The sequence below is a fragment of the Nocardiopsis camelliae genome (genome assembly GCF_028993595.1).
In the GTDB taxonomy this organism is placed as follows: domain Bacteria; phylum Actinomycetota; class Actinomycetes; order Streptosporangiales; family Streptosporangiaceae; genus Nocardiopsis; species Nocardiopsis dassonvillei.
On the sequence record NZ_CP118614.1, the window covers coordinates 3582975 to 3603856 of the forward strand.

General features: G+C 75.0%; 16 protein-coding genes. 5 read left to right on the plus strand and 11 right to left on the minus strand.

From position 1 onward, the window contains the following. Positions 1-50 precede the first annotated feature (50 nt). Positions 51-1037 carry a hydroxymethylglutaryl-CoA lyase-like TIM-barrel protein gene (locus PV789_RS15745; RefSeq protein ID WP_274973326.1) on the minus strand — a complete coding sequence of 329 codons (987 nt, stop codon included), beginning with the start codon at positions 1035-1037 and terminating at the stop codon, positions 51-53. A 268-nt stretch (positions 1038-1305) separates the two neighbouring features. On the opposite strand from PV789_RS15745, the gene PV789_RS15750 reads away from it, so the two are divergent. Continuing rightward, the gene (locus tag PV789_RS15750) at positions 1306-1878 is read left to right on the plus strand and encodes a pyridoxamine 5'-phosphate oxidase family protein (RefSeq protein WP_475464772.1); all 573 of its coding nucleotides are present in this window, start codon (positions 1306-1308) and stop codon (positions 1876-1878) included. A gap of 97 nt (positions 1879-1975) precedes the next feature. Here PV789_RS15750 and PV789_RS15755 read toward each other — a convergent pair whose 3' ends face one another. Next, positions 1976-2527 carry an ArsR/SmtB family transcription factor gene (locus tag PV789_RS15755; RefSeq protein ID WP_274973327.1) on the minus strand — a complete coding sequence of 184 codons (552 nt, stop codon included), beginning with the start codon at positions 2525-2527 and terminating at the stop codon, positions 1976-1978. A gap of 136 nt (positions 2528-2663) precedes the next feature. Here PV789_RS15755 and PV789_RS15760 point away from each other — a divergent pair, with 136 nt between their 5' ends. After that, the gene (locus tag PV789_RS15760; RefSeq protein WP_274978155.1) at positions 2664-3899 is read left to right on the plus strand and encodes an MFS transporter; all 1236 of its coding nucleotides are present in this window, start codon (positions 2664-2666) and stop codon (positions 3897-3899) included. A 44-nt stretch (positions 3900-3943) separates the two neighbouring features. Beyond that, positions 3944-4705: a phosphotransferase gene (locus PV789_RS15765; RefSeq protein WP_274973328.1), complete on the plus strand. Its 762-nt coding sequence runs from the start codon at positions 3944-3946 to the stop codon at positions 4703-4705. A gap of 105 nt (positions 4706-4810) precedes the next feature. Here the strand turns inward: PV789_RS15765 and PV789_RS15770 are convergent, their stop codons facing one another. Continuing rightward, entirely contained in the window at positions 4811-5509 is a 699-nt protein-coding gene (locus PV789_RS15770) for a class I SAM-dependent DNA methyltransferase (protein WP_274973329.1), read from the minus strand. A 575-nt stretch (positions 5510-6084) separates the two neighbouring features. On the opposite strand from PV789_RS15770, the gene erm reads away from it, so the two are divergent. Next, entirely contained in the window at positions 6085-6885 is an 801-nt protein-coding gene (gene erm / locus PV789_RS15775; protein ID WP_274973330.1) for an ErmE/ErmH/ErmO/ErmR family 23S rRNA (adenine(2058)-N(6))-methyltransferase, read from the plus strand. 78 nt (positions 6886-6963) lie between these two features. On the opposite strand, the gene PV789_RS15780 is transcribed toward erm, so the two are convergent. The 4 genes from PV789_RS15780 to treY all read right to left on the minus strand — a co-directional run bounded on the left by PV789_RS15780 (position 6964) and on the right by treY (position 13214). Then, positions 6964-7788, minus strand: a complete 825-nt coding sequence (locus PV789_RS15780; RefSeq protein ID WP_274973331.1) for an alpha/beta fold hydrolase — start codon at positions 7786-7788, stop codon at positions 6964-6966. A gap of 121 nt (positions 7789-7909) precedes the next feature. Next, positions 7910-9739, minus strand: coding sequence for a malto-oligosyltrehalose trehalohydrolase (gene treZ, locus PV789_RS15785; RefSeq protein ID WP_274973332.1), 1830 nt, complete (start codon positions 9737-9739; stop codon positions 7910-7912). 72 nt (positions 9740-9811) lie between these two features. Next, entirely contained in the window at positions 9812-10699 is an 888-nt protein-coding gene (locus tag PV789_RS15790) for a putative RNA methyltransferase (RefSeq protein WP_274973333.1), read from the minus strand. A gap of 130 nt (positions 10700-10829) precedes the next feature. Further along, positions 10830-13214, minus strand: coding sequence for a malto-oligosyltrehalose synthase (gene treY / locus PV789_RS15795; RefSeq protein WP_274973334.1), 2385 nt, complete (start codon positions 13212-13214; stop codon positions 10830-10832). Positions 13215-13427: 213 nt separating this feature from the next. Here treY and pstS point away from each other — a divergent pair, with 213 nt between their 5' ends. Next, positions 13428-14576, plus strand: a complete 1149-nt coding sequence (gene pstS / locus PV789_RS15800; RefSeq protein WP_248770635.1) for a phosphate ABC transporter substrate-binding protein PstS — start codon at positions 13428-13430, stop codon at positions 14574-14576. A gap of 251 nt (positions 14577-14827) precedes the next feature. Here pstS and PV789_RS15805 read toward each other — a convergent pair whose 3' ends face one another. The 4 genes from PV789_RS15805 to PV789_RS15820 form a co-directional block, all read right to left on the minus strand. Next, positions 14828-16498, minus strand: coding sequence for a glycosyltransferase family 2 protein (locus PV789_RS15805; protein ID WP_274973335.1), 1671 nt, complete (start codon positions 16496-16498; stop codon positions 14828-14830). A 201-nt stretch (positions 16499-16699) separates the two neighbouring features. Then, positions 16700-16873, minus strand: coding sequence for a hypothetical protein (locus PV789_RS15810; RefSeq protein WP_274973336.1), 174 nt, complete (start codon positions 16871-16873; stop codon positions 16700-16702). Positions 16874-17234: 361 nt separating this feature from the next. Further along, on the minus strand, positions 17235-18236 hold the full coding sequence (locus PV789_RS15815) for a C40 family peptidase (RefSeq protein WP_274973337.1): 1002 nt from the start codon (positions 18234-18236) through the stop codon (positions 17235-17237). Positions 18237-18718: 482 nt separating this feature from the next. Beyond that, entirely contained in the window at positions 18719-20617 is a 1899-nt protein-coding gene (locus tag PV789_RS15820; RefSeq protein ID WP_274973338.1) for a S9 family peptidase, read from the minus strand. Between the last annotated feature and the right edge of the window lie 265 nt (positions 20618-20882).

Genomic DNA, 20882 nt, shown 5'->3' on the forward strand with positions numbered 1-20882 from the left:
CGGGGTGCGCGGCCGCGGCCCGGACCCGGGCGCCGCCGCCGACAGGGTGTTCAGGGCCGGGGAGCCGACGCATCGCCCAGGACCTCCCCGACCTCCTTGTAGCGTTTCCAGGCCAGGCCGCGCAGGAACTCCCCGGCCCCCTCGCCGTGGGCCTCCCAGACGTCGGGGGCCCACTCCTGTTCCAGGTTGCGCCAGCCGGTCAGGGGATACAGGTGCTGGAAGGGCGGCGGCGGGGGCATCTCCGCCGCCACGCGCTCGGCCAGGGAGGCCAGGCGCGGGCGGTCCACCTCCCCGACCAGGGCCAGGGCCTCGGCCAGGTCGGTGTTGCCGCCGCCCAGGCCGTACCCGTGGAGGGAGCCGTCCACGAGGTCGAAGCCCGCCTCCAGCGCGATCCGGGAGTTGGCGACGGCGTGGCCGAGGTTGTCGTGGCCGTGGAAGCCCGCCGGGCCGGGCCAGGCGGCCCGCACCCCGGCGAAGAGCTCGGCGGCGTGCTCGGGCAGCAGCGCGCCGCGCGAGTCGGCCAGGTAGAGCCAGTCGGCGACGCCCGCCCGGGCCACGCGCTCGGCCGCCTCGGCCAGTTCCCCGGGTTCGTAGGCGGTGACGCTGATGAGGTTGAGGGAGCAGGTGACGCCGGTGGCGCACACCGCCTCCGCCGCGGCGAGCACGTGGTCCAGCCTCTCCAGGAGGCAGGTCAGGCGGACCACGTCGAGCACCTCGGCGCGGGGCCGCAGCAGGGCGGCGACCTCGTCCGGGCTCCTGCCGTTCACACCGAGCATGGCGACGACGCGGGCCGGCCCGACGTCCTCGCCGACCTGGCGCAGCAGGTCGGGCGTGCACCGGAGCGTGGGTTCGCGCCCGGGGTCGTCGCTGATGTAGCCGACCTCCACGTAGGGCACGCCCACCTCGCCGAGGACCTTGGTGTGCTCGCGCACGGTGGCGTCGGTGAAGCGCCAGTCGTTGAGGTAGCCGCCGTCGCGCAGGGTGACGTCCAGGATCCTGGGTCGCCGGGGTTCGGCGTCGATGTGTCGAGCGGGCACGTCATGCCTCCTGACAGGCGCCGGACATTCACCCTAAGTAAGTTGACCGCCACCCAGGGGAATCAAACATTCCGCCCCGCCCGGGAACGGACCGGGCCGCCGCCTCCGGACCCGGAGGTGCCGACCGGCTGTTTGCGCTGGTCGCCCCGGGGGGTAGTCGGGGATCGGGGACCTTCGCCGACGACGCGCGGGCCGCGTCCCCGGGCCCGCGAACCGCGCCGACGGCGGAGGAAGGACACGGGGGCACTCTTCTCGGGGGGAGCTGGCGATGGCTGGATCAGAGGGCGCCGACCGGATGAGGCCGCCGCCGGTGTCGGTCACGGGACCGGTCGCGCCGCCGGAGCAGCGGGGGCCGTCCGACGAGTACGCGGGGACCGACCGCCTCGCCGACGAGCAGGAGCTGCTGGAGGGCGCCGACATAATCGAGGGTGACGACGGGGCCAGCTTCACCGTCCTGGAGCGCCAGACCTGCTTCAACCTGCTGGCCACGCGCGACATCGGTCGCGTGGCCTTCACGATCGCGGGGGACGCGGCGCCCACGGTGCTGCCGGTGAACTACACGATGGTCGACGGCGGCATCGTGTTCCGCTCCACGCTGGCCGGGGCCGTCATGCGCCACGCGCGCGGATACGCCGCCTTCCAGGTGGACAGCCTCGACGAGGAGCGCCGCCAGGGGTGGAGCGTGCTGGCCAGCGGGCGGTGCTCGTGGATCCGCGACGCGGCCGAGCTGGCACGCCTGCCGCAGGGCGGCCTGCCCCGGCCCTGGGCCGAGGGGGCGCGCGACCAGGTCCTGAGGATCACGCCCGGCAGGCTGAGCGGACGGCAGATCCACCGGCGCTGACCCGGCTGCCCCGCCCGGAGGGGTTCGGGGGCCGCAACAGGACACGACGGGCGCCGGGCCGGGCCCGGAACCCGCCGCCGCGCGGCCCGCGCGGCGGTCAGTCGGCGGGTCGGTGCAGCAGGAACGCCCCGGCGTAGACGGGCCGGTCCGCGCGCTGGCCGTCGGTGGCCACGTACTCGTCCAAGACGGCGACGATGCGGCGGTCCAGCTCCGCCACCTCCTCGTCCGACAGGTGCAGCACGAAGCGCGAGTAGATGCGCACCGACTCCGGTCCGGCCTCGCTCAGTTCCTGCTGGAAGGCCTCCACCGGCGCGACGGCGGAACCGGCGTCGGTGTCCAGAAGGGGGCCGTCCAGCCACCAGGTCTCCCCGGTGGCGCGGTAGGGCTTCTCCAGCGCGCCGCTGGCCCCGGTGCGCACCGGCGCGGGCAGCAGCAGGCCCGCGTCCACGAGCTGGCGGACGTGGTACAGGACCGTGCCCGGGGTGACCTCCAGACGGTCGGCCAGCTCCTTGTTGGTGAGCTCCCGGGTCAGGCAGAGCCGCAGGATGCGCACCCGCAGCGGATGGGCCAGGGCCTTGGCCTCCTGGACCGTGGCCGGTCGTCGCGTGCGCGGGCGGCGGGCGGTCCCGCTCTGTTCCGGTTCTCCCATGTCCCGAGGGTAACAACGGTCGATTTCCAGCAATCGATTGAGTTTTATCAATCGATCTGCCATTCTCGATCGCATGACGGACGCCAGCCCCCCGCACACCCCTCCCGCTCCGCCGCCGCGCCCGCGCCCCGCACCGCTGGGCGCCGCCTTCTGGAACCTGTGGACCTCCTCCGCCCTGTCCAACCTCGCCGACGGCGTGCTGAAGACGGCGCTGCCGCTGGTGGCGCTGCGCTTCACCGACTCCCCCGCCCTCATCGCCGGGGTGACGTTCGCGCTGACCCTCCCGTGGCTGTTCTTCTCGCTCCCGGCGGGCGCACTGGCCGACCGGCTCGACCGGCGCCGCACGATGCTCGGCGCCAACCTCGCCCGGGCGCTGCTGCTCGGCGTCCTGGCACTGTCCCTGGCCCTGGACCTGGGCTCGGTCTGGCTGCTGTACGCGGTGGCGCTGTGCGTCGGGGTCACCGAGACCCTCTACGACACCTCGGCCCAGTCGATCCTGCCCCAGGTGGTCGGCCGCGACCGGCTCCCCCGGGCCAACGGGCGGCTGCACGCCGCCGAGCTGACCGCGAACCAGTTCCTCGGGCCTCCCCTCGGCGGCCTGCTGGCGGCGGCGGGCGCGGCGGCGGCCTTCACCGCCCCGGCGTCGCTGTGGCTGGTCGCGGTGGGCGCGCTGCTGCTGGTGCGCGGCCGGTTCCGGACCGGGCGGGCCGCGCCCGCCACCCTGCGCGCCGACATCACCGAGGGGCTGCGCTTCCTGTGGCGCGACCGGATCCTGCGCTCGTTCGCGGCGATGGTGGGGGCCAGCAACTTCGCCAGCAACGCGGCCTTCACCGTCTTCGTGCTCTTCGCGGTGGGCCCCGACTCGCCCATGGGCCTGTCCGAGCCCGCCTACGGCCTGCTCATGACCGCCGTCGCCGCGGGCAGCGTGATCGGCGCCCTGGGCGCCGGGCGGATCGAGCGGCTGGTGGGACGCACCCGGGCGCTGCGGGCCTGCGTGCTGACCTTCGCCGTGCTCGTGGGCCTGCCCGCGCTGACCGCCGACCCCGTCCTGGTCGCGGCGGGCTTCTTCACGGGCGGGCTGGGGCTCGCGGTGTGGAACGTGGTCACGGTGTCGCTGCGCCAGCGGATCACCCCCGATCCCCTGCTCGGCCGGGTGAACAGCGCCTACCGGCTGCTGGCCTGGGGCACCATGCCGCTCGGCGCCGCCGCGGGCGGCCTCCTCGCGGAGTTCATCGGCCTGACCTGGGTGTTCGCCTCCATGGGGCTGCTGTGCCTGGGCCTGCTCGCCGGACTGGCCCGGTTGGACGACGCGTCCCTGGCCGCCGCGGAGCAGCGGGCCGACGAGGACCGGCAAGCCCCCGGGGACCGGTGAAAACCGGTGGACTCCCCCTGCCCCGCGGTGGAGCATGAGGGACTATGACCCCACCCGAGGAAGAGGTGCTGGAGGGCGGCAACGTCGCCGACCAGGTGGTGCGCGTGGGCCGGACCGTGCGCAAACCGTGGCGGCGCTCCTCCCCCTCCGTGCTGCTCCTGCTCACCTACCTGCACGCGCACGGCTACGAGGCGTCCCCTCCCGCGGTCGGCAGGGACGAGCGGGGCCGCCAGGTGCTCGGATACGTGCCGGGGACGCTGGCGGACCGGACGGCTGCGATGACGGAGGGGGAACTGCGTCGGCTGGGCGGGACGATCCGCCGCCTCCACGACCTGACCGCCGCGTACCGGCCCCGGGAGGAGCCGGTGTGGGAGGTGCCCATCCCCCACGAGCGCGAGGAGCTCGTCTGCCACAACGACCTGGCGCCGTGGAACCTGGTGCGCGACGGCGACGCCTGGACCTTCATCGACTGGGACTGCGCCGGTCCGGGCACGCGCATGGGCGACCTCGGGTACGCCGCGCACGGGTTCGTGCCGCTGCACGAGAGCGGGGACCCCCGGCGCGACGCGCGGCGGCTGCGCGCCCTGGCGGACGGGTACGGGTGCGACGGGGCCCAGCGCCGTGAGCTGCCCGACGCGGTCCTGGGCCGCGTGCGCGGCATGTACGACCTGCTGACGGAGGGCGCGCGGACGGGCGAGCAGCCGTGGGCGCGCCTGCACGCGGAGGGGCACGCCGACCACTGGGGACCGGCGTCGGAGTACGTCGGGCGCCACCGCGAGCTGTGGCGGGAGGCGCTGCTGCGCTGACGGTGGCCCGCGTGCCGCCTCGCGCCTCATGGACGCGAGCGCGCCCCCGGCGCGCTCCGGGACACGGCGGGCGCACGGGCGCCGCAGGCCCGACGGAGCCGGATCCTAGAAAGCGGTCCACACGAAGGCCGCCGAGATCGGGTGGCCCCGGAACCTCTCCCATGTGGGCTTGGCCGACACCCAGGTGTCGTCCACGGTGCCCTCCGCCATCTCGGCCAGCCGCCATCCCGCGGCCGAGGCGGCGCGCACGTGGTCGCTGATGAGGTGGACGTGGGTGGCGATGGCGATGTCCTCGCCGGAGGCGTCGGTGTAGTGGGTGGGCATCCCCGAGACCATCGAGAACTGCGGGTGGTAGGCGACCAGCACGCACGTCCCCCCGGGCCGGACGAGCCGCCGGGCCTCGGCGTAGAAGGGCGCCAGGTCCGGCAGGTGCTCGTCGATCAGGGAGGCGATGACCAGGTCGTAGGCGGCGCCGGGCAGGCCCGTGTCGCGCACGTCGCCCCGCGTGAGGCTGTCGTGGGCGCCGCGCCTGTCGGCCAGCGCCAGCATGCCGGAGCTGAGGTCGACGCCGTCCACGCGCCCGGCCCCGCGGCCGCGCAGCCACGCACCGGTGCGGCCGGTACCGCAGCCCAGGTCGGCGGCGCGGGCGACGGCCGACCAGTCGGGGACGGCCAGGCCGTCCAGGAGGGCGAGGTCCATGGCGTCCAGGACGGAGTCCTCGTAGGTGCTGGACCAGCCGTCGTAGCCGGTGGCCACGTCGACGGTGCGGTAGTGGCGGGTGTCGAAGTCCGCGAAGTCGGGCATGGGGGCGAGTATGGCGTGTTCGGCCCGGGGAGGGCGAACCCTTTTCGGGCGGGTCCGAGGCCGGGAAAACCGGTTGCCGCCGCCGCGGGCGTGCTCCTAGGTTGGTCGCCATGTGCTGCTTCCAGGCGATCGTCTGCCGGGCCCACGCCTGGCCGGTGAGCTGCCACACCCACGTCGTCCGGCCCCGGTCCCCGCGCCTGGGCCGGTAGTCCGCCGTCCCGGCCGCCGCGAACCCCGCCCGCGGGGTCCGTCCGGCCCGCCGGGAGCCCCGCCCCTCCCCCTCCGCTTCGCGCGCGTGTCCCCACCGCGTGTCCGGACGGCTCGGGAGGGGTGCGCCGCCCGCCGCCGTCGGCGCGGGCGCGCCCGTGCGCGCCCGCACGGCGGTCGGCCCGGCGACGACCGCGGACGGCACCTCCTCCTTCCCGTGTGACCCTCCGGTCCAGGCACAGTCGCGTCCCTCCTTCCCTCGGACGGGCTGCCCGGACCTCCTTTCGCGTTGTCGCGCGCCGTGTGGCGCGCCCGTCCGTGCCGCCCGTCCTCGTCGGCCACCGCAGGGTGGCTGGAACGGACCTTCCGTGGCACGTACCGAACGCTCACGTCGCACGGGTGCCGGTGACAACCGGCGCCGCTTCTCCCAGAACTTCCTCGCCGACCCGGGCGCCGCCCGCCGCGTGGTGGCGGTGTCCGGGATCGGCCCCGCCGACCTGGTGGTGGAGGTGGGGCCGGGTGAGGGCGCCCTCACCCGCTTCCTGGCCCCGGCCGCCCGCCGGGTCCTGGCCTACGAGATCGACCCGCGCCTGGCCGAACGGCTCTGCGCGCGCTACCGCGACCCCGCGAGCGGGGTGCGGGTGGCGCGGGCCGACTTCACCCGGGTGCGCCCGCCGCGGGGCGAGTTCCACCTGGTGGGCAACATCCCCTACGCGCGCACCGCGGACATCGTGCGCTGGTGCCTGGACGCGCGGGGCCTGGCCTCGGCCACCCTCGTCACCCAGCTGGAGTACGCGCGCAAGCGCACCGGCGGGTTCGGGCGGTGGAGCCGGTTGACGGTGCTGACCTGGCCGGAGTGGTCGTGGTCGCTGGCCGGGCGGATCGACCGGCAGCGGTTCCGGCCGGTGCCCCGGGTGGATTCGGGCATCCTGGTGCTGCGCAGGCGCCGGACGCCGCTGGTGGAGCCGGGACGGATGAGCGGCTACCGGCGCCTGGTCGAGCTGGGGTTCGGGGGAGCGGGCGGATCGCTGGGCGCGTCGCTGCGCCGCGCCCACCCCGCCCGGCGGGTGGACCGGGCGCTGGCCCGGGCCGGGATCGCCGCCGGTACCCCCGTCGGACACGTGGACCCGGGGCAGTGGCTGGAGGTCTTCCGGACACTGGAGGGCTGAGCCCGCGCGTCACGCGACCGCCGCTGCGGCGGGGATGCGGTGTCCACCGGGCCGGTCGGCTGACCCGCCCGGGCGCCCTCAGCCCAGGAAGTCCAGGAGGGCGGCGGTCAGCTCGGCCGGTGCGTCCTCCTGGACGAGGTGCCCGGCCCCGGGCAGGACGCGCAGCCGCGCCCCGGGGATCGCGGCGGCGAGCCGTCGGCCGCGGTCCAGAGGAAGCCAGGTGTCCTCCTCGCCCCACACCACCAGCACCGGCAGGTCGAGATCGGCGTAGGCGTCCTCGACCTCGGCGGTGTAGCGCTCGTCGGCCTGCGCGATCTGCCGGTAGAACGCGGGCTGGCCGTCCGCACCCAGCCAGGGGCGCACGAGCGCGTCCAGGACGTCGGTGCGGGGCTCGCGGTGCGCCGCGGAGGAGACGTAGGCGCGCACCAGAGCCTCGTGCAGGTGCGGGGGCAGCGCGGCGAACACGTCGGCGTTGGCGTTGACGAGGCGGAAGAAGTCGCTGCCCCAGGGGCGGACGCTGACCGCGTCGACCAGGGCGAGGCGGTCGTAGGCCGCCCCGTCCAGGACGGCCGAGCGCAGGGCCACGGCGCCGCCGAAGTCGTGCGCCACCACGGCGGGGCGCTCCAGCCCCCAGTGGTCGAGCAGGGCGGTGAACGCGGCCTGCTGGGCGGCCAGCGACACGTCCTGCGCCTCGTGCTTGGCCGAGGCCCCGTAGCCGGGCATGTCCCACACGTGGACGGTGTACCGGGCGCTCAGGGCGCGGGCGACGTGGCGCCAGACGTGGGAGGAGAAGGGCGTGCCGTGCAGCAGCACGACCGGGTCCCCGTCCCCGAACCGGGCCCAGCGCACGGTTCCGTTGGGCGCCTCGAAGCTCCGGTCGAGGGTCAGGGCGTCGCCGCTCATGTGGTGCCTTTCCGTCACGGGGTCGCGGGCCGTACCGAGGCTAGGGGGCCGCGGTGACGTTCCGGCGCTCCGGGCGGGTCCGCGCGCGGGAGCACGCCGGGCGGGCCCCGCCCGGCGCGGCTCACACCCTCAGGACGGCGAAGCACTCCCCCGGAACGGTGACGGTGGTCCCCGCGGTCCTGGGCTCACCGTTGGCGAGCAGGAGTTCGCGCGGGGCCGCGTCCAGCTCCACCTCGGCGCCGTCGGCGTCCAGGTTGCACACCACCCGCAGGCTCCCCCGGACCAGGACGAGCTGGCGCCCGCCGCCGCCCGTCTCGACCGCGGTGCGGTCCAGGCGCGGGTCGGACAGCTCCGGTTCCACGCGCCGCAGGGCGATGAGCGCCCGGTAGGTGTCCAGGACCAGCCCGTGCGGTTCGCGTCCGGGCTCGGACCAGTCCAGGACGGCGCCGTCGCGGGTGGCCGGGTCCATGGGGTCGGGGATCTCCTCCTCGGCCCACCCCAGCGCGGCGAACTCGCGGCGGCGGCCCTCGCGTACGCCCCTGACCAGGTCGGGGTCGGCGAAGGAGGCGAAGAACGGCCAGGGCGTGGCGGCCCCCCACTCCTCCCCCATGAAGATCATGGGGGTGTAGGGGGAGCACAGCACCAGCGCGGCGCCGCAGGCGAGCAGGCCCGGGGAGAGGTGTTCGCCCATGCGGTCGCCCCGGGCCCGGTTGCCGATCTGGTCGTGGGTGCTCAGGTAGGCCAGGAAGCGGCTGCCGGGGACGCGCGCGGTGTCCACGGGGGCGCCGTGGGTGCGGCCGCGGAAGCTGGAGCGGGTGCCCGCGTGCCAGAACGCGCGGGTGAGCGCGGCGGGCAGCGCCCCGGGGTCGGCGAAGTCGGCGTAGTAGCCGTGCGCCTCCCCGGTGAGGGCGACGTGCAGGGCGTGGTGGAGGTCGTCGGACCACTGGGCGGTCATGCCCAGTCCGCCCGCCTCCCGGGGCAGGACGGTGCGGGGGTCGTTGCGGTCGGACTCGGCGACCAGGGACAGCGGCCGGTTCAGGGCGGCGGCGAGGGCCTGCACCTCCTCGGCGAGTTCGGCCAGCAGCGGGGTGGCGCGGTCGTCGCGCAGGGCGTGCACGGCGTCCAGGCGCAGCCCGTCCAGGTGGTAGTGGCGCAGCCAGTCCAGGGCGTTGTCCAGGACCGTGCGGCGGACCGGGTCGGAGTCGGGGCCGTCCAGGTTGAGGGAGGGTCCCCAGGCGTTCTCGCCGCGGAAGTAGGGGCCGAAGCGGGGCATGTAGGCGCCCGAGGGGCCGAGGTGGTTGTAGACCACGTCGAGCAGGACGGCCAGGCCGCGGCGGTGGCAGGCGTCGACGAGGGTCTTGAGGGCGTCGGGGCCGCCGTAGGGGTCGTGGACGGCCGCCCACAGGACGCCGTCGTAGCCCCAGCCGTGTGTGCCGTCGAAGGCGTTGACCGGCATGAGTTCGACGTGGGTGACGCCGAGGTCGACCAGGTGGTCGAGGCGGTCGGCGACGGCGGCGAGGGTGCCCTCGGGGGTGAAGGTGCCCACGTGGAGTTCGTAGACGACGGTGCCCGCGAGGGGGCGCCCGGTCCAGTCGGCGTCGGTCCAGGCGAAGGCGGCGTGGTCGTGAACGCGGCTGGGGCCGTGGACGCCGTGGGGCTGGTGGAGCGAGCGGGGGTCGGGCAGGGGCTGGGGGTCGTCGTCCAGGAGGTAGGCGTACTCGGTGCCGGGCCCGGCGTCCTCGACGCGGACGCGCCACCAGCCGTCGTCGTCGGGCCGCATGGGGACGTCGCGCTCCGCGGCGCCCTCGCGCTGTGCCGTGCCGTACAGGCGCAGGCGGACGCGTTCGCGGTGGGGCGCCCACACGGCGAAGTCGCCGCGGACGCCGACACCCGGGACGGCGGGGGCGGCGAGGGCGTCGGACGTGGTCGGGGTGGTCTGGGCTCGGTTCACGCAGGGTGGTCTACCCGGATCGCGCGCCCGCCATCCGCGGCTGCCGGTGTTGCCTGGACCTGCCCGTTTCGCTCAGCGGAGCGGGCGGTAGACGTGCAGGCGCACCGACGCCGTGACGGCCACGGGTTCGGGCAGGGCGGCGATGCGGGCGCGCAGGTCCCCGGCGTCGATGTGGCGGGCGCTGGGTCCCATACCGACGACGGTCGCGGCGTCGGCGCGGTCCAGGTCCATGGTGAAGCGCAGGTCCTCGGCCCCGGCGGGGGCGAAGTGCCCGTGCAGCGAGTCGGCGAGGCGTTCGTCCTTGCGCGGGTCCACCTCCAGCAGGCCCAGCGGTCCGCGCAGTTCGGCGAGGTGGTCGGCGGCGGGCACGAGGACCAGCAGCACCCCGTCGGCGCGCAGGACGCGGTGGAACTCGGCGGCGTTGCGCGGCGCGAACACGTTGAGCAGGGCGTCCGCGGAGCCGTCGCGCAGCGGCAGGCCCCGCCAGGCGTCGGCGGTCACGGCGCCGCCGCGCTCGTGCGCCCTGGCCGCCTTGCGGGCGGCGAACTTGGATGCGTCGGCGGTCAGCCCCACGGCGTCGGGCAGGGCCTCCAGCACCCGGGTCAGGTGGCGCCCGGTTCCGCCGCCGATGTCGGCGACCAGGGGCGCGGGCGCGGTGAGCTCGCGGGCCAGGGCGGCGGCCAGGGCGGCGGAGATCGGGTCGTGGTGTCCCGCCTCCTGGAACCGGAGGCGGTCGGCGACCATCTCCCGGCTGTCTCCGGTCCCGGGCGGCGTGGCGCCGGTGAGCAGGCTCGCGTACCCCTCCCTGGCCACGTTGAAGCTGTGCCCGGCGCCGCAGGAGAGCCCGCGCTCGCCCGGGTCCAGCCCGTTGCCGCAGGCGGGGCAGGCCAGGGCCGCCGCGACGGCCGCGGGCATGCGCAGCCTGGGGCCGGTGGTGTGTGGGGTGTCGGTACGCGCCATGATCGCGGCAAGCCTACCCGCGCTCCGAAGAGGCCGGGGCGCAGCGGCGCGACGCCCCGGTTTCCTCCGCTGCGCCTCCCCGACCGCTCCACGCCGCCGTGCGGTGAGGACCGCCTCCGGACGGCGCCCCTCACTCCCGGGTCAGGACCGCCACCGGGTACCGGTCGAGGACCCCGGCCAGGTGCGCCAGGACGAGCCCGTCGGCGCTGTCGGGCGCCACGGCCCGGCCCGTGAGCCGGTCGGTCCAGGTCCCCGGCCCCGAGGGCAGCGCCACGACCGTGTCCGCCCAGCCCCCCGCGTCGGCCAGCCCGATCGGCAGCCGGGTGGCGACCACCGCCAGGTCGGGCCGGTCGGCTCCGGCCGAGGTCCGCGCGAAGGCCAGGGCGTGGTCCCGGGCCGGGCCGGAGGCGGTGAGCGGCAGGTACCCCGTGGGGCGCAGCTCGCGGCGCGCGCGCAGGCACGCGCGGACCAGGTGGAGCTTGGCCGCGCCGGTGGCGTCCACCGGCGGGCGCCAGCCGTCCTCGATCCGGGTCAGCAGGTCCGCGCGGGCCTGATGGTCCACAGGCCTGCGGTTGTCGGGGTCCACCAGGGACAGGTCCCACAGCTCGGTGCCCTGGTACAGGTCCGGGACGCCCGGGCCGAGCAGCTGCACGGCCTTCTGGCCCAGGGAGTTGCTCCATCCGGCCTCGCGCACCGACTCCACCACGGAGGCCACCTCCCCGCGCAGGGCCCTGTCGCCCAGCACCCGCGCGGGCCAGGAGCGGACGCGGTCCTCGAAGTCGGGGTCCGGCTCCGTCCAGGAGGTGCCCAGCCGCGCCTCGCGGGCGGCCTTGAGCAGGTAGTCGGCCAGGCGCTCCTCCCCGATGGGCCAGGCGCCGACCAGGGTCTGCCACCCCAGGAGGTTGAGCGCGGGCTCGGGCAGGGCGCACCGCCCGGTCCAGCGGCGCACGGCCTCGGCGAAGGGTTCGGCCACCTCCGACAGGGCGGCCAGGCGGGCGCGCACGTCCTCGGAGCGCTTGGTGTCGTGCGTGGACAGGGTGGTCATGGTGTGCGGCCGGGCGGCCTCGCGGCGGGCCGCGCCGTCGTGGAACTCGCGCGGCGTGACGGCGAAGTCGGCGGGGTCACCGCCCACCTCGTTGAGGGCGACGAACCTGGTGGTGCGGTAGAAGGCCGTGTTCTCGGTGCCCATGGCCACGACCATCCCGCTGGTCTGCTGGATGCGCCGCGCGGCCTCGCCCCGGGGGTCGCGGCGCACCCGCAGGTCGACGGCCTCCAGGTCGTGGGCCAGGTCGGGGCGCCGCTCCACGGCGGTCTCCACCGCCCGGGCCCAGTCGCGCTCGCCCTCGGGCAGGTAGGAGCGGTACACGTCGAAGGCGCACAGCAGCTCGGCCACGGCCTCCTCACGGCGGCGCACCGCTTCGGGCGGGGGCTCCTCCCGCCCGCGTTCGGGCCGGGGCGGCAGCAGGGCGGCGATCCGCCGCACCTCGGTGCGCAGCAGCACGGAGGCGGCGTGGCGGCGGGCCCGCAGGTCGGCCTCGGCGACGTCCACCTCCACCCCGTGGTCGAGGGCGAGGGTGGTCAGACCGGCCTCACCGGAGGGGTCGACGAACACGCCGCAGAGCTCGCGCAGGGCGTCGTACCCGGTGGTCCCGGCGACCGGCCAGGACTGGGGCAGGTTCTCGCCGGGGGCGAGGATCTTCTCCACCACGACCCAGCCGCCGAAGCGCTCGGCGAGGCGGCGCAGGTAACCGCCGGGGTCGGTGAGCCCGTCCACGTGGTCCACCCGCAGACCGTCGAGCTGGCCGAGCTCGGCCCAGCGCAGGATCTCGGCGTGGGTGGCGTCGAAGACGCCGGGTTCCTCCACCCGCACGGCGGCCAGTTCGCTGACGTCGAAGAACCGGCGGTAGGTGAGTTCGCCGTCGCCGCGCCGCCAGGACACCAGCCGGTAGTGCTGGCGCTCGTGCACCGCCTCGACGGAGTCGCCGGGCCCGTGGGTGCCGGGGGCGAGCGGGTAGCGCTTGTCGTGGTAGGCCAGGCAGCCGTCGGCGAGGACGAGGGCGGACAGGGCGGCCCGTCCGCCGTCGCCGTCGTCGCCCAGCACGGGGATGAGCACGGGTCCGGCGTCGAAGTCGATGTCGAAGCAGCGCGCGTACACCGAGTCCCGTCCGTGGGCGAGGACGTCCCACCACCAGCGGTTGGCGTCGGCGCGCACCACGGACATGTGGTTGGGGACGATGTCGGCGACCACGCCCATACCCAGCTCGTGCGCCTTGGCGGCCAGGGCCTCGCGGGCGGCGTCCCCGCCCAGTTCGGGCGAGACCCGGGTGGGGTCGACCACGTCGTAGCCGTGCTGGGAGCCCGGCGCGGCGGCCAGTACGGGGGACAGGTAGACCGCCCCGGTTCCCAGTCGGTCCAGGTAGTCGAGCAGGTCCGCGGCGTCCTCCAGGGTGAACCCGGGGCGCAGCTGGAGGCGGTAGGTTGACGTCGGAGCGGTGGACGTGTCGTGCGTGCTCATCACGCATCTACCCGTGCCCGTACCGTCCGCGTGTCATGCACGCCGGTCCGCGTGAGCGCCATGCCACACGGGGCCGCCTTGGGGGTGGTGGTCCGCCGATGGTTAAATTCTTCGGCGGTGCTCCATCACCAGCGACGACGCTCCCGTTCGGGGACGCGCGGCGGTGAACGCAGACCAGGACCACCGACACCGACGAAGGGGATAGAAGCAGTCGTGCTCCCGTCCAACAAGCGCACCAAGACCGGCGTCCTCCGCCACGGCGGGGCCTCCAGGGGGGTCTCAGCGTCGGCCGCGCTGGCCGGCCTGCTGCTGGCCGTGACCGCCTGCGGCAGCGACCAGGCCGTTCCGGACAGCGCCGCGCCGGAGGTTCCCGAGGGCCTGGAGTGCTTCTCCGGCAGCCTCTCGGGGGCCGGTTCCAGCGCCCAGGAGAACGCGATGACGACCTGGATCGCCGGTTACCAGTCCGCCTGCGACGACGCGCGCGTCTACTACAACTCGATCGGCTCGGGCGGCGGGCGCAGCCAGTTCATCGACGGCGCGGTGGCCTTCGCCGGGACCGACGCGGCGATGGACCCGGACGAGAACGCCGACGCCAGGGAGCGGTGCGGCGGCTCCGACGTGATCAACCTGCCCGCCTACGTGATCCCGATCGCGGTGGTGTTCAACCTGGAGGGCGTGGACTCGCTGAACCTGCGCCCGCAGACGCTGGCCAAGATCTTCAACCAGGAGATCACGCGGTGGAACGACCCCGAGATCGCCGAGGACAACCCGGACGCGGACCTGCCGGACATGGCGATCACCCCGGTCAACCGCTCCGACGACTCCGGCACCACGGAGAACTTCGCCAACTACCTCAGCGCCGCGGCGCCCGACGCCTGGCCGCACGAGCCGAGCGGGCAGTGGCCGCTCACCCCGCGTGAGTCGGCGCAGGGCAACAGCGGTATCGCCGACACGGTCGAGCGGGCCGAGGGGTCCATCGGCTACGTGGAGATGTCGCACGTGCACGGCATGTCCACGGTGGACATCGGCGTCGGCGGCGAGTTCGTGGAGATCTCCCCCGAGGCCGCCGCCCAGGTGGTCGCCGAGTCCCCGCAGCGCGAGGACAACCCCAGCGAGTACGACCTGGCACTGGACCTGAACTACGGCACGACCGAGGCCGGCAGCTACCCGCTGGTCCTGGTCAGCTACGAGGTCGTGTGCCTGGACTACCCCGACGACGGCCAAGCCGAGCGGGCCAAGTCCTTCCTGCGCTACGTGGTGAGCCCGGAGGGGCAGTCGGCCGCCTCCGAGGAGACCGGGTCGGCCCCGGTCAGCGACGCCCTGCGCGAGAAGCTCCTGGAGTCGATCGCCGCCGTCAGCTGAGCGGTTCCGCCCGCGCGGCGGTGACCCCGCGGGTCCGGCCGGTCCCGGGCCGCCCGAGCCGCGGGAACGGACGTCACGGGCACGTCACCGCGGCGGCGTGCCCGTCGCACGCGCGGCGTCGGGTACCTTGAGTACCGGCCGCGTCGCCCTCGGTCATCCCCGGGATGCGGGGGCGCTCGGCGGGGTCCGCCCGCTCTCCGGGTCGATGTCTTCCCCCATCTGCCCGGTCGCGGTCGGGCCCCGGGAGGCGGTCAGCCGCGCTCGCGGCGCAGCCTCCGGCGGGCCCGCGCCCATCCCGAGCGCAGCCAGCCGCCGGACCGCGCGGCGCCGGTGGGCTCCCGCCCCGTCTCGTGCTCCGGTGTGCCGCACTCCCCCGCCGGACGCTCCTCCGTCCCGGCCCCCGGGGAGGGGGCGGCCACCTCCGCCGGTTCGGGTTCGGTGCGCGGGGGCGGCGGCACCGAGCGGTACAGCGACAGGTCGGTCAGCGTCTCCTCCCCCGCGTGGATCCGGTAGCGGCCGTGCAGGGCGGCGACCACGTCGCCCAGGTCCTCGTCCTCCTCGCGTACCCGCAGGGCCCGGGCCAGCGCGCGGGTGCGCCACAGCCGCACCCCGGCGTCGCGGGTGGGCGAGGCGGCCGGGAAGAGTTCGGTGAGCCCCGCGCGGGCGCGCTCGGCGCTGGCCAGCAGGCGCGACAGGGCCACCTGGCCCAGCCCCCAGGAGACCGGGACCTGGAGCAGGAACGGTGAGGGGAACCCGGTGCGGGGCGCGGACGTGGCGAAGGAGATCCGGGGTTCGCGCAGGTAGTTGGCCTGGATCAGTCGCAGGTCCAGGTGGGGTCCGCCGATGTCGCGCCGGGCCCGGCCGTCCACCGCCCGCAGCCGCCGCGCCCCGTGTACGGCGGCGCCGCCCTCCTCGGCGCCGTCCCAGTCGGCGACCAGGGTCAGGGCCAGGTCGGTCTCGGCGCTGTCCAGGAGCCGGTCCACGCAGTCGCGGACCAGGTCGTAGGGCGCGCCGGAGACCTCGACCACGGCGTGCACGAGCGGGATGCGGCGCCGGTGGGCCGGTACCCGCTCGCGGTAGGCGTGCGGGTGCGGCATGAACTCGGCGAGGACCTCGGTGCGGAAGCGTTCGGAGGGCAGCCGGGTGCGCGCGGTGCCCGCGCGGCCCACGTGCCAGCCGGTGGCGGCGGGTTCGGGCAGCAGGACGGCGCCCGCCTGCCAGAGGCGGTAGCCGAACTCGGTGTCCTGGCCCAGATCGAGGTCGGGGTCCACTCCCCCGGCGGCCTCGTACAGGCTGCGGCGCACGGCCGCCGCAGCGCCGACGTAGGCGTGGAAGCCCAGGTGGTCGGCGTCGCGCAGGCCGTCGCTGCCGGTGAGGACGCGCTCGACCCACGCGTGGTGGCGGCCGGTGTCCAGGGCGGTGTGCAGGGCGTCGGTGCGGGCCAGGGCCAGGACGTCGGTGGGGCTCTGGGGCCCGGTGTCGGCGAAGCGGACCCGGCCGAGCGTGACGGCCTCGGCGTGGACGTGGTGCCAGCGCGCCTGGGCCTCGACGAACTCGCGGCACACCACCATGTCGGAGTCCATCCACAGCAGGACGTCGCCGGTGCTGGAGTGGGCGCCGTAGGCGCGGGCGTATCCGGCGCCCCAGCCGCCGTCGGGGACGGTCAGGACGCGGCAGTGGGCGGGGCGCAGGTCGGGCAGGCGCAGTGCCGGGGAGGAGTGGTCGTCCACGACCACGACCTCCATCAGGTCCTCGGGGTAGGTCTGCGCGGCCAGTGAGGCCAGGGCGAGGTCGAGGCGGCGCTGCCCGCCGCGCGCCGGGATGACGACGCTGACCCGCAGGTCGGGGGTCCAGCGTCCGATGTCGGGCGGTGTCAGCGCACTCCAGTCGTTGCGGAAGACGCGGGTGAGGACGCGTTCCACCCGGCCACGGTGAGACACTCCGTCAACATGAGACCCTACGTGCTTATTCAGTGACACATAGTAACCATACCCTCGCCCGGCTCCATCGCGGAGGCCTTCGCCCATGTGTCAGGAAACGGGTCCGCGGCGAACGGACCGGGCACACGGACGGGGGCGCGCCGCACGGGTTCCGGCAGCGCGCCCCCGGCAGCGGGTGCGCGGTCAGCGGTCCTGGCCGCCCTGCGCCCTGAGCATCCGGACGCCGAGGCAGACCACGCCCACGAGCAGGGCGGCCATCAGGAGCCAGATCAGGAGACCGACCACCACGGACAGGATCCAGAAGAAGGCGATGACGACCGCGACCGCGGCCGCGACCCTGAACACGAGACGTCCCATGGGCGGAAGAATACGCGGAGCGCGCCGCCGACCGGAACCCGCGTGTACGGCCCGCTTACGGGAAGGGCGCGCTGTTCGGCCCCCTCCGGCGCGGCCTCGTACCCACGGCGCGCCCGGTGCGTCGGCACCGGCCGTGGGTACGAGGCCGTCGCGGGCCGCAGCCCTCGCCTCACACGGGCAACGCTTCCGGTCGGTCCGCCAGGGAGTGTTCCGCGGAGGCTTTCAGATCAGCGAGCGGCCGTCCGGGCCATCTCTCGCGAGACGGTTCGCGCGGGTCAGCCCGGTTGGCTTCTCAAGCGGAACCGGCGCGGCGAGAGGCAGCCAGGTGGTCGCGAGCCGGAAATGAACCGAGGAACACGACCTAGCCGACGCGGACGGCGACGGTGAAGACGCTGTCCCAGTAGGCGGCCAGGGAGACCTCCTCCAGCGGCTTGGACGGGTTGGAGCCGTGGATCATGTTGCCGTTGCCGGAGTAGATCCCCACGTGGCTGGGCGAGGACTCGCTGTAGAAGAACAGCAGGTCCCCGGGCTGGACCTCGTCGCGCGAGATCCGGGTGCCGGCGTTGACCTGGTCGTAGGTCGTGCGGGGCAGGTTGACCCCCGCCTGGGCCCACGCGGCCTGGACCAGGCCCGAGCAGTCGTAGCCGTCGGGGCCGGTGCCGCCCCAGACGTAGGGCTTGCCGATCTGGGCGCGGGCGAAGTCCAGGACCGCCTGGACGTCGCCGGAGGCCGCGACGGCCTCGCCGCCGCCCGTGGAGGCCTCGGAGGCGGTCGGGTCCTGCCCGTCCAGGCTCTCCAGGACCTCGGACTGCTCGTCCAGGGCGGCCTCGCCCTCCTCCTTGGCCGTCTCGGCCTCGGAGAGCGCGGCGGAGGCGTCGGCCTCCGACTCGGCGGCCTGGTCGCGCAGGCCCTCGGCGCGCTCCACCTGGGCGACGTAGTCGTCCAGGACGGCGTCCTGGCCCATGGACAGGAAGTTCAGGTCGGCGATGTTCTGCAGCGACCCGTCCGGGTCGCCGCGGAACAGGACCGTGAAGAGGCTGTGCGTGGACCCGGTGTAGGCGGTCTGGGCGATCCCGGCGACCGTGCCGGACATGGCCTCCAGTTCCTCCTGGGCCTTGGCGAGCTGTTCCTCGACCTCCTCCAGTTCGGCCTCGGCGGCCGCGTGGTCCTCCTCGGCCTGGTTGTAGGCCTCGTTCAGGGTCGAGAGCTCCTCCTGGAGCTGCTCGTAGCGTTCGCGGGCCTCCTCGGCGGTGGGCTCGGCGAAGGCCACGCCCGAGGACAGGACGACGGCGCCCAGGGTGGCGCAGCCGACCGTCGCGACACGGCGCCTGCTGCGCCTTCCGGGCTCGGGGTTGCGAGTCAAGGGACCGACTGCCTTTCTCCCACACCCGCCTACCAGCGCAGGGCATCCCGAGAACGCGCCCGGATGAGGGCGCGTGGGAACGCGGTGAGGGGGATCCCGGCGGGCGGCGCTCAAGGGGGCCGAGGGAGGTGTGCCGGGGTTCTGCGGTGGCCTCTGCTCATGGGAAAGGACTGCTCGTGAGCGAGAGTGCGACGGAAACCGGACACCGTCACCCTTGTAGTGACTAACGGGGGCGTTCCGGCCTGAGGGAACACTAATTCACCACCGGGACCGGTCGCGACCCTTTCGTTACCTTCCCTTGGGCAACCCTCTGACCAGCGGTTCCATAACAAGAGGGCCGAAAAGCCCGCGTGAGCGGGCGTGACGGGGAGTAGTTCTCCCCCTTGGAGACACCCCAAAACAGGGTAAAGCCCGTCGAAAAAGTGGTGTGTATCACGTGAACCACCGGAAGGGGGCGGGGACGGGCCCCGCCCCGGCACATGTCACAGGTGTCGCTGCCACCAGTCCAGGACCGCCTCGAAGCGGGCGACGCGGTGGCTGGGCAGGCCCGAGCGCGACAGCTCGTGCCCCTCAGCGGGGAAGAGCAGCATCTCCGCCTCCTGGCCGCGCAGCTTCAACGCCACGAACAGGCGCTGCGCCTGCTCCACCGGACAGCGCCAGTCCTCCTCGGAGTGGATGATCAGGAACGGGACGTCGATCCGGTCGGCGTAGGTGAGCGGACTCTCCTTGGCCCAGGTCTGCGGCGGCCCGTACAGCGGCCCGGGGAAGAACGAGCCGATGTCGGAGGAGCCGTGGAAGCTCTCGATGGCGTTGACCGCGCGCTCGCTGATCGCCGCCCGGAACCGCTCCCCGTGGTGGGCGGCGATCCAGGTGGTCATGAACCCGCCGTGGGACCCGCCCATGACGCCCACCCGCGAGGAGTCCAGCCGCTCGTCCTCCAGCGCCGCGTCCAGGAAGGCCAGCACGTCGGTGGCGGTGGTCGCGCCCACCGAGCCGATGACGGCCCGGCCGTGCTCGTGCCCGTAGCCCGAGGAGCCGCGCGGGTTGCACATCACCACGGCGTACCCGGCCGCGGCGTAGACCTGCGTCTCGTCGAAGAGCTGGTGACCGTACTGGGCGAAGGGGCCGCCGTGGATCATCAGCACCACCGGGTGCGGGCCCTCGCCCTCGGGCACGGTGACCCACCCGTGCACGGGGTAGCCGTCGGCGGTGCGGGCCGTCAACTCCCTCATCGGCAGGGGGTCCAGGGCGCCGGCGAACTCCGTGAGCGCCCGCGTGCCCCCGTCACCGGCCACGACCAGTTCGCCGCTGCTGCGGCCGTCGGCGACCACCGCGACGGTGACGCCGCCCGCGCTGTCGAAGGACTGGACCTGCACCGGGCCGCCGACGACCGTCTCGGGCTCGCCGCCCCCGAAGGGCACCAGGACCAGGTCCACCGCGCCCCGGTTCTCCGCCAGGCCGAGCAGGCCGCGCCCGGTGACCTTGGGGCCCCCGGCCATCCGCGGGTTCCGGGCGGGGGTCAGCCGGACGGGCGCCGCCGAGGCGTCGGCGGGCACCGACCACAGGGCGCTGGTCTGGCCCACGAAGTCGTCGAGGTCGGGGCCGAGCTCGTCACCGAGGAAGTAGACGGTGGCGCCGTCCCCGGAGAAGTCGCTGCGCGCGGCGTCCAGGTTCCCGGCGGTGACCCGGCGCGGCTCGGCGCCCTCCTCCGGCGCGCACGCCCACAGGTCCTCCACCAGGTCGGTGTCGCGGGTGGCGTGGCGCGCGGCGGCGAAGACCAGTTCGGCGCCGTCGGGTCTCCAGGTCACGGACCGGTGCTCGAAGTCGCCACGGGTCACCCGGACCGGCTCCCCCGCCTCGCCCGAGGGGTCCAGGGGCGCGGAGACGAACACGTGCGTGCGCCGGTCGTTGGCGAACCCGAGATCGTCCAGCCGGTACTTGAGCTGCGTGATGCGCCGGGGCGGCTCCTTGCCCGGCTCGCGGTCCACGTAGCGGTCGGCCTCGGGGACGCGCGCGGTGTAGGCGATCCGGGTGGAGCCCGGGCTCCAGCGGGGGGCGCCCGCGCCCAGCGGGTGGGAGGTGATCTTCCAGGGCTCGCCGCCGTCGGCGGGCAGGACGTGGATCTGCGGGCGCTTGTCCTCGTCGGGGCGCAGGAAGGCGATCCACCGCCCGTCGGGGGAGAACACCGGACCGTTGTCCCTGGTGCCCCGGGTGAGCCGGGCGGGCGGCGCGGAGCCGTCGGTGGGCACGGACCACAGGGAGCCCAGGTAGGCGTCCTCCTCCAGGTCCGGCCGGGTCACGGCGAAGACCGCGCGGCGGCCGTCGGGGGACAGGGTGGGCGCGCCGATGCTGTGCAGGTGGGCGATGTCAGCAGGTTTCATACAACGGACGGCCGTCCCGGCGCGGGGAGCGCCGTGACCGCCCCCTCCTTTTCGCTCGGCGGTGGGCCCGTCGTTCGGGACCACCGCGTGCCGGGAACGGTCGGGCCGCGTCACGGGCGCCGCCGTTCGAAGACGGGGTGAGCCCTCCGGTCCGGAGAACACCCCACGGGGACCTTATCCAGGCTCCTCACCGGAAATCCAGGTGCTTTCCGTCCAGCGGAACCCGCGTCCGCGCCGGGCCCGGGCAAGCGGAGGAGGACCGCCC